This is a genomic window from Paraburkholderia sp. RL17-373-BIF-A, assembly GCF_046030175.1.
Taxonomy (GTDB): Bacteria; Pseudomonadota; Gammaproteobacteria; order Burkholderiales; family Burkholderiaceae; genus Paraburkholderia.
This window is the reverse complement of the sequence record NZ_JARESO010000052.1, coordinates 46083-56143: the sequence shown is the minus strand read 5'-3', so window position 1 is coordinate 56143 and position 10061 is coordinate 46083. Positions and strand designations below refer to the sequence as shown.

General features: G+C 61.8%; 11 protein-coding genes. 6 read left to right on the top strand and 5 right to left on the bottom strand.

The features are described from left to right. The 3 genes from P0D80_RS38425 to P0D80_RS38415 form a co-directional block, all read right to left on the bottom strand. Window positions 1-1068, bottom strand: a 1068-nt coding sequence (locus P0D80_RS38425) for an ABC transporter ATP-binding protein (protein WP_408291621.1), incomplete at its 3' end; no start/stop codon positions are given. An 84-nt stretch (window positions 1069-1152) separates the two neighbouring features. Further along, complete coding sequence (locus P0D80_RS38420) at window positions 1153-2322, bottom strand: extracellular solute-binding protein (RefSeq protein WP_408175224.1); 1170 nt, start codon at window positions 2320-2322, stop codon at window positions 1153-1155. 239 nt (window positions 2323-2561) lie between these two features. Then, window positions 2562-3500: an SMP-30/gluconolactonase/LRE family protein gene (locus P0D80_RS38415; protein WP_408291624.1), complete on the bottom strand. Its 939-nt coding sequence runs from the start codon at window positions 3498-3500 to the stop codon at window positions 2562-2564. A 41-nt stretch (window positions 3501-3541) separates the two neighbouring features. Here P0D80_RS38415 and P0D80_RS38410 point away from each other — a divergent pair, with 41 nt between their 5' ends. After that, window positions 3542-3877 carry a hypothetical protein gene (locus P0D80_RS38410; RefSeq protein WP_408291619.1) on the top strand — a complete coding sequence of 112 codons (336 nt, stop codon included), beginning with the start codon at window positions 3542-3544 and terminating at the stop codon, window positions 3875-3877. Between the two features lie 333 nt (window positions 3878-4210). Beyond that, window positions 4211-4915, top strand: coding sequence for a helix-turn-helix transcriptional regulator (locus P0D80_RS38405; protein ID WP_408291617.1), 705 nt, complete (start codon window positions 4211-4213; stop codon window positions 4913-4915). On the opposite strand, the gene P0D80_RS38400 is transcribed toward P0D80_RS38405, so the two are convergent. Beyond that, window positions 4899-5216, bottom strand: coding sequence for a helix-turn-helix domain-containing protein (locus P0D80_RS38400; protein WP_408175227.1), 318 nt, complete (start codon window positions 5214-5216; stop codon window positions 4899-4901). The two genes, P0D80_RS38405 and P0D80_RS38400, sit on opposite strands and share 17 nt — an antisense overlap. Before the next feature lie 154 nt (window positions 5217-5370). Between P0D80_RS38400 and P0D80_RS38395 the strand changes: the two genes are divergently transcribed. Further along, complete coding sequence (locus P0D80_RS38395) at window positions 5371-5964, top strand: acyl-homoserine-lactone synthase (RefSeq protein WP_408291615.1); 594 nt, start codon at window positions 5371-5373, stop codon at window positions 5962-5964. 134 nt (window positions 5965-6098) lie between these two features. Here the strand turns inward: P0D80_RS38395 and P0D80_RS38390 are convergent, their stop codons facing one another. After that, window positions 6099-6788, bottom strand: a complete 690-nt coding sequence (locus tag P0D80_RS38390; RefSeq protein WP_408175229.1) for a FadR/GntR family transcriptional regulator — start codon at window positions 6786-6788, stop codon at window positions 6099-6101. A 291-nt stretch (window positions 6789-7079) separates the two neighbouring features. On the opposite strand from P0D80_RS38390, the gene P0D80_RS38385 reads away from it, so the two are divergent. From P0D80_RS38385 to P0D80_RS38375, 3 genes are all read left to right on the top strand, one after another. Beyond that, window positions 7080-7547 carry a universal stress protein gene (locus tag P0D80_RS38385; RefSeq protein WP_408291612.1) on the top strand — a complete coding sequence of 156 codons (468 nt, stop codon included), beginning with the start codon at window positions 7080-7082 and terminating at the stop codon, window positions 7545-7547. A gap of 250 nt (window positions 7548-7797) precedes the next feature. Then, window positions 7798-8601 carry a helix-turn-helix domain-containing protein gene (locus P0D80_RS38380; protein WP_408175382.1) on the top strand — a complete coding sequence of 268 codons (804 nt, stop codon included), beginning with the start codon at window positions 7798-7800 and terminating at the stop codon, window positions 8599-8601. Between the two features lie 131 nt (window positions 8602-8732). Further along, complete coding sequence (locus tag P0D80_RS38375) at window positions 8733-10040, top strand: SUMF1/EgtB/PvdO family nonheme iron enzyme (protein WP_408291611.1); 1308 nt, start codon at window positions 8733-8735, stop codon at window positions 10038-10040. Window positions 10041-10061: the final 21 nt, after the last annotated feature.

Below are 10061 nucleotides of genomic sequence, written 5' to 3'. Positions count from 1 at the left end.
GGCATCGTAGACGAGCGTGCGCGACGGCGGCACGCGCAAGCTGATTCGCTCGCCCTCTTCGAATTCTCCGCCGACGCGTGCCCAGATATCGCCGAACGCTGTCTTCACGCGCAGCAACGAATCGCGGCCGCCGTATTCGACGGTCGTCACCAACGCGTCGAAGGCATTCTCCGCACCGGGCACGGCGCGCTCCATATCCTCGGGACGCAACGCGACGCTCACGCGTTTGCTGTTGAAGCCGGCCATCGGCGTGCCGAGGAGACGCACACCGTTTGCGGTCACCAGCACGCCTTCGCCTTGCGTGCCTTCGAGTTCGAATTCGGCCACGTTGCGATAACCCATGAAGCGCGCGACGTGCAGATTCTGCGGCCGCGTGTAGACCTCTTTCGGCGTGGCAACCTGTTGCACGACACCCTCCCTCATCACGACGATGCGGTCGGCCATGGAAAGCGCTTCGTCCTGATCGTGCGTCACGTAGAGCGTCGCACGCTCGAGCTGGCTGTGGATGCGGCGAATCTCCGCGCGCATTTCGATCCGCAGTTTGGTATCGAGATTCGACAACGGTTCGTCCATCAGAATCAGCGGCGGCTCGATCACGATCGCGCGCGCAATCGCCACGCGCTGCTGCTGGCCGCCGGACAGTTGTCCGGGCAGCTTGCGTTCATGCCCGACGAGTTGCACGAGCTGCAACGCTTCACGCACGCGGCGCACGGCTTCGCTCCTGCCGACGCCGCGCATCTTCAAACCGAAGCCGACGTTGTCGAGCACGCTCATATGCGGAAACAGCGCGTAGTTCTGAAACACCATGCCGAAGCCGCGCTTCTCCGGCGGCAGCACGTCGATGCGTTTGTCGTCGAGCCAGATGCCGCCGGCGCTCAACGGCTGCAATCCGGCGATGCAATTGAGCGCCGTCGATTTGCCGCAACCGGAAGGCCCCAGCAGAGCGATGAACTCGCCACGTTGGATGGTCAGATCGAGGCCGCGCAGCGCCGCGATCGCCTGGCCTTCCGCATTCGTAAAACTGCGGCTCACCGAGTCGAGCCGCAACTGCTCAAAGTGATGCTTCATGGCGGTTTCCCGATACGCGTGGTGCGCCGTGTCACGTATCACGCGTGGATCGCAACATCATGCATGCACGGCCAGACGAGGAGACTATTTGGTCTTCTGCGCGCCGACCTCGGTGTCCCATTTCTTGAAAGCCGCGACCATCGCCGCGGCGTTCAGCGGCAAGACGTGCGGACGCTCGGCCAACAGCTTCGCGTACTCCGGCCGGCCGTATTTCTTCAGCACGTCCTGGCTGTGCGCGGGCGCCTGCTCGACGCTCACGCCCTTGATCGCCGGACCGGGGTAGAAGTAACCGTCGTCATAGGTCATGGCCTGCTGCGCCGGTTCGAGCATGAAGTTCATCAGCTTGTAGAGCACGTCGAGCTTTTCCTTCGGCACGCCTTTCGGAATCACCATGTAGTGCGCGTCGTTCACCCACGTCATGTTGTCGAACGCCTGCACGCGGAATTCCGCCGGCACGATACCGAGCGCGCGCGGATTGATGTCCCAGCCCGTCACGGTCACCGTCATATCGCGGGTGCCTTCGCCAAGCTCCTTCATCACCGCCGACGTGCCGCCCGGATAGTAAGGAATGCAATCGTTCAGTTGCTTGAGAAAGGCCCACGTCTTGTCCCAGCCGTGAATCGGATCCTGCGGATCCTTGTCGCCGAGTATGTAGGGCAAGCCCATCAGGAACGTGCGGCCCGGACCGGAATTCGCCGGGCGTGCGTAGATCAGCTTGTCCGGATGCGCCTTGCACCATTGCAGCAATTGCTCGGGCGTCTTCGGCGGGTCGCTGACTTTGGCGGGGTTGTATTCGAGCAGCGGGCCGGCCGGCATATACGCGACTTCGAGCCCGTAGCCTTGGGCTAGATCCTGCATCTTGCGCGGACCCGGCGCGTACTTATCGAGCACGCCAGGGAACGCCGCCGCGTTCTCGGGCAGCAGCTTCATCCAGAGACTCTGTTCGATGCCGGCGGCAAGCGCGTCGGTGCCGGTCAGCACGAGATCGATATCGGAGCGGCCCGCGGCCTGCATCGCCTTGATCTTGCCGGGCAACTGCGGCGCCGGTGCGTTCGTGAAGGTGAGATTGGCGACGAGGTTCGGGTATTTCGCCTTGAAGGCCTCGAAGCCCTTTTGCGTGAGTTGAAGGTCGCCGGCCACGTCGACGATATTGAGTGTGACCGGATCGGCCGCATGCGCGGCGGATGCGAAAGCGGCGCTCGCCGCGAGACATACGGACACCAGCCTGAGCGCCAACCTGTGTGAAACAGTCATTGCGTCTCCTCGCTTCTTGGTATGGAAATCCGCCGGTCGAATGCGCTGCGGGCGGTGTCTTTCTACCAATGGAACATAGCGAAGCGGAACAGCTGATGTCAAGCAAATACTCGTGGCGGCTCCGGGCTCATGAAAGCCGCCATTTTCGCGGTGAATCCTTGCCGCTCAACGGCTTGCGCGCTGCATCCAAGGGCAAACCCGGAGCCGCTCATGACCTCTGATGACGACTTGTCTGGCAACTAGCCGCCTTGCACGCCTTGCGTATTCACGTAGAGCGAATAGAGGCCGTGGCTTGCCGCCATGAAGAGCCGGTTGCGATGCCGTCCGCCGAAGCATACGTTCGCACAGCGCTCCGGCAATGCTATGTGGCCAAGCGGCTCGCCTTGCGACGTGAAGACGCGCACGCCGTCGAGTTCGTCGGTGCCCATGCCCCAGCCGCACCACAGATTGCCGTGGACATCGACGCGAAAGCCGTCCGGCGTGCCCGGGCCGGCGTCGATCAGCACGCGGTTGTTCGACAGCGCGCCGCCGTCGCCGTCGACATCGAACGCACGGATCTTGCGCGGCTCACCGCGCGATTCGACGATGTACAGCACCGACTCGTCCGGAGAAAACGCCAGACCGTTGGGGCCTAGCACGTCATCGGCGACGACGGTGACTTCGCCGGATTGGCCGTCGACGCGGTACACGCACGCCGTCAGTTCCGACTCCTGCCGCTCGCCCTCATAGAATCCGTCGATGCCGAAGGTCGGATCGCTGAACCAGATCGAGCCGTCCGATTTCACGACCACGTCGTTCGGCGAATTGAAGCGCTTGCCGCGGTAGCGGTCGGCGAGCACGGTGATCGATCCGTCGTATTCGGTGCGCGTGACGCGCCTCGTCAAATGCTCGCAGCTGACGAGGCGCCCCTGACGGTCGCGCGTATGGCCGTTGGCATTGTTCGACGACTGGCGAAACGTCGACACCGTGCCGCTCGGTTCGTCCCAGCGCAGGATGCGGTCGTTCGGAATGTCGCTCCACAGCAGATAGCGGCCGTCGCCGAACCAGACCGGGCCCTCGGACCAGCGGGCGCCCTGATACAGACACTCGACGGACGCGGAAGCCAGGATCAGTGCTTTGAAGCGCGGATCGAACACGCGGATGGAGGGATCGGGATAGCGTCGGTTGTTGTCGGTCATGCTGGTGGCTTCGGGCTCAAGGTTCAGTGGCATGGGTTGGCTTGCGCGAATTCGTGCTCCAACGCGAGCAGCGCCCGCGCGGCGTGCTCGATCTTCGCATGATGCTCGGGCGGCGTCGCGAATCGGGGATTCGTTCACGTGGCCTCACACCGGGAGCGGGACAGAATGGAGCGCTCAAGGTAGCACCGGGCTCCGAATGTTGTCAAACAACTTGGCGGCAAGCCCGGCTTCGCGAATTCTTCGCGCGGATCGCGAAGGCCGCAAACTACGCGGTGTTGCTTTTGTATGACAATATAGCTTGGACGGTGACGTTTATGTCGCGGCAACCGTGCAGCCCGCAAACATTCAATATCGGCAATCAGTGCGATTTTGACTGAAATTTTGGCAGCGGCCGCCAATTAGAATGCTTTCACAATAATGTTGCCAACGAATGGCATCAAAACGGCTACTACGCGAAAATTACCCACATTAACCATCGGTGAATGTTAATTCGGTCAGAAAATCGGATACAAAGCGCGATTCATTCGCATTCTCGCTAAACCATCACCGTCGCCATTTTGTTAGAAATCACTTCTGGCTTTGCGAAATAAATTTTGGTGATAGATTGTGAAGATAAAAACCAACGGACGGAATGCCGTACCGCAATTTACCGCAACGGGATGTTTGCGAGCCTGAGAGAGTAAAAATTGTCGCTACATTTTATCGAGCAGATGGCACCTCTACTGGACGCCGCCGACGATGCGGAATGGTTCGGTGCAATCGCGGGCCTCGCCGAGACGTGGGGCTTCGACAGGCTTTTGATCGCCATGCTGCCGCGCCCGACCATTCGCCTCGAAGACGCTTATGTGCGTAGCACGTACTCCCCCACCTGGCGCCGTACTTATGACGAGCAGGGACTGGTTCACATCGATCCGACCGTCGCGCATTGCGCGACGCGCGCCACGCCGCTGATCTGGTCGCCGGATATCTTCACGACCGCACCGCAGCTTTCCATGTACGAAGAAGCCCGCGCGCATGGGTTGCGCGCCGGCGTGACATTGCCGATTCATGGACCGAACCAGGAAGCCGGCATGATGTGCTTCGTCAATGACAACAATCCCAACGACGAATTCTGGCGCCATATCAACGTGGCATTGCCGAATCTGGTGTTATTGCGCGATCTTGTAATCGATACCAGCCAGCGGCATTTGAATACGCACGCTCAGACCTTATTGCCCAAGCTCACGCCGCGTGAACGCGAATGCCTGAAATGGACCGCACGCGGCAAATCCACCTGGGAAATCTCCCACATCCTGAACTGTTCGGAAGCCGTGGTGAACTTCCACATGAAGAACATCAGGACGAAATTCGGTGTGAATTCGCGGCGTGCGGCGGCCGTGATTGCAGCCCAGCTCGGGCTTATTGACCCGGGTTGAGAAAGGCCGCGGCGTCGCGGCTGTAGAGCACGCGCTCGGCGCGGCCCAGATCGGCGTCGGACACGGTTTTGGTGAAGTACAGACCGAGCAGGATCGACACCGGCGCCGGGATTTCAGCACCCGACTCGAACCGGCTGCCGCGCGACTGCGTGACGCCGAAGCGGGCCCAGAAACGGCGTTGGCTCTCTTTTTTCTTCTTGCGGTAAGCAATGATCAGAACGCGGTCCACCGCCGTGGAAGGCTCCGCCGGGCGGGTTTGAAGACCGGCTTGCGGTTGCCAATGATTGTCGAGGAGTTCCATTTTTTCGGTCCTGTCGGTTGAGTGCAGTGCTTGTCTCGAATTTTGCGTTACCCGATAAGCATGCGCACCTATCCAGGTAGGTAGGTGGCAGAAACATTCAAAATGCATAAGTTTTCTTGCGTATTGGGTACCCCAACACGTTCAGGAGAACGTCATGCAAACAGCAATCCGGATTGGAATGCGTCAGGAATTCGACAACGCGGACATTAACGAGATGTACCGCCTGCGGGCGCGGGTGTTTCACGGCCGGCTCGGGTGGGATATCGCTACCATCGCGGGCATGGAGATCGACGGCTACGACGCGCTCGGGCCGCATTACATGCTGATCCAGGCGGACGACGGGCAAGTGCGCGGCTGTTGGCGCCTGATGCCGACCGAGGGCCCCAACATGCTGAAGGACACCTTCCCGCAGTTGCTGCACGGCGCGGCGGCGCCGGTTGGGCGGCACATCTGGGAATTGAGCCGGTTCGCGATTGAAACCGGCGGCGAGGAGCAATCGTTTGGCTTTGCGGACCTGACCATGCAGGCGATCCACGAACTCGTGACGTTCGCCGACCAGATGGGCATCACGCGGTATGTCACGGTGACCACCACGCCGATCGAGCGGCTGCTGCGCAAGACCGGGATCGAGATCAGCCGGCTCGGGTCGCCGTTGCAGATCGGCGTGGAGCGGGCGGTGGCGCTGGATATCGCTGTGAGTCCCAAGACTCGTACCGCGCTGTTCGGACCGATGGCCGCCGCTGCTTAGCTGTTTTACTTCGCCGGAGGTTCGCTGCCGCGAGAGCGGCAGGTTCTACGCCCTGTCGCACCGTGCGGGAATTACCGCGGCACGGTGGCCCGATGGCGCTGCGGCCCCGCCGCGCGGCGACAGCGCGCGGACACTCAGGAGCCGAACATCCGCTCGAGCGCGTTCTCGAGATGCGCTCGCATGGCGCTTGCAGCGCCCGGCGCGTCCTTGCGCCGGATCGCCTCGAGCACGGCCATATGCTCCGCCTGCACGAGCCGCTGCCGCGCCACAGTCTTCACCAGCGAAAGATTGCGCGACAGGTTCATGCTGAACAGGATTTGCTCCTCGATAAACGACATGACCGTGATGAAAAAGGGGTTCTTCGACGCGCGCGCCACCGCCAGGTGAAACATGAAGTCGTCTTTCGCGCCGATACCCTGCGTCTCGATGATCCGCTCCAACTGGTCCCAGGCGTGCTGGATGGCGGCGATGTCGTCGGCGTCGGCTTTGAGCGCCGCCTGCTCCGCCGCGCCCGCTTCTGTCACGATGCGAAATTCATAGCAGCGGCGGATGTCGGACAGCGTTTCGAGCGGCGCGAAGCGGCGCACGTCCGGATCCGGCCGCCGCGCGACCGTCGTGCCCGATCCGTGCCGCGTCATGATGATGCCGTCCGCCCGCAAGCGCGCCAGCGCTTCGCGCACCGTCGGCCTGGACGTCGCGAATCGCTCCGCCAGCGCATGCTCGGTCGGCAAGCGCTCACCTTCCTTGTACTCGCCCTCGACAATGCGGTTGAGAATGTCGCCGTAGATCTTGTCGGGCAAGCCCGTCGTTTTGCGCTCGTTCATCAGCGGACTGAAGCAGCTTGTCTGAGTAGGCTGTAATTGTAAGGCAAACCCGGCCTTATCTTGGCCGCCGATATGCATTGCAAATTGGAGCGAAGTCCCGCCGACGCTTGCTGACCGGCGCTTGCCGAACAGGACAGCCTCGTCGCAAAATTTGACAAGAGTTTGATTTACATCCAGGTCGAATGCATGTTTTTCAGCGATCATTTAAGCTCGCATCAGCAATGAATCTTCATTGCGCCCAGCCGGTTGGAAACAGCTGCGGCATCCGGATCCTTCAGACGCGGAGTCGATATGTACACACGCATTGTTGTAGCGGTCGACGGCAGCAACACCTCCCGCCGTGCATTCGAAGCAGCGCTCGCGCTCGCCAAATCCAGCGGCGCGGTCTTGCAGCCGTTCTATGTCGTCGAAAACACGCCGATGTATTTCGAAGCGCCCGGTTATGACCCATCCGTCTTGCGTAACCGGCTCGTCGAAGAGGGCAAGGAACTCGGCGCCGAATTCGCCAAGGCCATGACCGAGCAAGGCGTGAAGGGCGAGCTCGTGGTAGGCGAGGCATCCACGATCGACGATGTTTCGGTGGTCGTGCTCAAGGCCGCGGCTGACTTCAACGCCGATCTGCTGGTCATGGGCACACACGGACGGCGCGGTTTTCAGCGGCTGATTCTTGGCAGTGTCGCCGAGCGCTGCGTGCGGCAAGCGACTTTGCCCGTGCTGTTGATCCCATCCGCCGCGGGCAAGTCCGGCGACGCGGATTGATGAACGCGGCGCGAGTGAGCAACGCGCGCTTTACATCGGCGGCAGGTGTTCCAGGTTGCCGATCTCCTTTTCGCCAAAGTGTGAGCAGGGTCTGCCTGCTCGCACTCCATAGCAGTCCATAAACAAATTCACCGACGCCGGTGTGACACTGCTCAACGTGCCTGACTGCCTGAACGCGTCATTTTGCCGCGAAGCGGGCAACGTGGTCGATGGGACAATCTGTCATTACCCTGACCACCGGCTGCTGAACATGCTCACTCCTATCGCTGTTACGCACTCCGCCGGCACTGCCGATTCCGTGGCCTCTGCCGCAAGTTCATCGCCGGCGCGCGGCAGCCGTCGTGCGGCACCGCCACGGGCAAACGCGCGCTCCGCCGCGCGCTGTTCGAGCTGCGCAATGCGGCAGCTCTGCATGCCCCAAGGTTTGTCGCCCGACGAACTGATGAAACTCGAAACGCTCATCTGTTCCGCGCGCTCCGTTCAGCGCGGTGAAGCCCTGTATCGCAGCGGCGACCGCTTCGACAGTATTTACGCCGTGCGCTCCGGTTCGATGAAAACCGTCATGGCGCATCGTGACGGCCGCGAACAGGTCACCGGTTTGCGGCTCGCCGGCGAGGCGCTCGGCCTCGACGGCATCAGCGACGACGTGCATGCCTGCAGCGCGCTCGCCCTCGAAGACAGCACGGTTTGCATCGTCCCCTACACCGCCCTCAAGTCACTGTGCCGCGAAATCAGTTCGATGCAGGAGCGCATGCACAAACTGCTGGGCGAGCAGATCGTCCGTGAAGCCGCGCAGATGATGGTGCTTGGGTCGCTCTCGGCGGACGAACGGGTCGCGGCATTCCTGCTCGACGTCTCCGAGCGCAACGCGCGGCGAGGTTATTCGTCGGCGGAATTCAATCTGCGCATGACGCGCGAGGACATGGGCAGCTACCTCGGCATGACGCTCGAAACCGTGAGCCGCACCCTGTCAAGATTTCAAAAGCGCGGCCTGATCGACACACACGGCAAGCACATCCGGATCGTCGATCTGGACGGCCTGCGGCAAGTCTAGGCCACCGACGGGAGCCCGGCCCGCGCCGCCGCGCCCCCCGCCCACTTCCTTTTTTACGCGCTTTCGTCTTGGCATGGCTCCTGCAAGCAGGTACAGTCTTTAGTCCCTCCCCCGCAAGGAGACCCGGCGAAATGAATCGCGACCCCGCCCCGCATCACCCGCTCGTCCAGCGGCTGATCGAAGCGCGTCAAGTGACTGACGCACTGTTTTCCATCGTCAAGCCCGAGTTTCTGTATGAACGGCCGATCCGTGAACGCCACCGGATCGTGTTTTACATCGGCCATCTGGAAGCTTTCGATCGTAATCTTTTCGATCAACGCCTGTGCGACCTGCCGGCGTTCGATCCGCACCTCGACCAGCTTTTTGCCTTCGGCATCGATCCCGTCGACGGCGGTTTTCCGACCGATCAACCCAGTGACTGGCCGTCGCTCAACGCCGTTCGCGGCTACGGCTCGCGTGCCCGCGAGCAGATCGACCGCGAGCTCGATGCGCTGACGCACACCGCGCAACTCGGCCGCAACGGTGCACAAGCCGATGCCTCCGAGCAGTTGCTGAACGTCGCGATCGAGCATCGGTTGATGCATGCCGAAACACTGGCGTACATGCTTCACCAGTTGCCGCTTGCGCAGAAGGTCACCGAATTGCGCGAGCCTGTCGTGACGCGTGCGGAACCGCGCGACGCGTTGTCGTCGATGGTCAGCGTACCGGCCGGCACGGCCGTGCTCGGCATGCCGCGCGACGGCGGGCGCTTCGGCTGGGACAACGAGTTCGGCGAACTGCATGTCGATGTGCCGGCCTTCGAAATCGATCGCCATATGGTGACGAACGGTGCATTCCGCGAGTTCATCGAGGCAGGCGGCTATCGCGAAGCGAAGTGGTGGTCGGAGAAGGATTGGGCGTGGAAGGAAGCCGAGCATATCGAGCATCCCGCGTGCTGGTCGCGGCACGACGCAGGCGGCGAAGCATGGACGCTGCGCACCATGTTCGACGAGGTCCCGTTGCCGCTCGACTGGCCCGTGTACGTGAGCCACGCCGAAGCCAGCGCCTACGCGCGCTGGGCAGGCAAAGCGTTACCCACCGAGGCGCAGTGGCAACGTGCGGCACACGGCGCGCCACACGCCGCGTCGGGTAATTTCGATTTTCGCAGCTGGGATCCGCAACCGGTCGACGTGCATCCGGATAACGTCAGCGCGTTCGGCGTGGAAGGACAATTCGGCAATGGCTGGGAGTGGACTTCGACGGTATTCGACGCGCTGCCCGGCTTCGAAGCCTTTCCGTTTTATCTCGGCTATTCAGCCAACTTTTTTGATGGCCAGCACTACGTGATCAAAGGCGGCTCGGCACGCACCGCGCAGTGCATGCTGCGGCCGGCTTTTCGCAATTGGTTTCAGCCGCATTATCAGTATGTGTATGCGGGGTTTCGGTGTGTGAGGTGGTGACGAATAAAGCACAAGTCGACG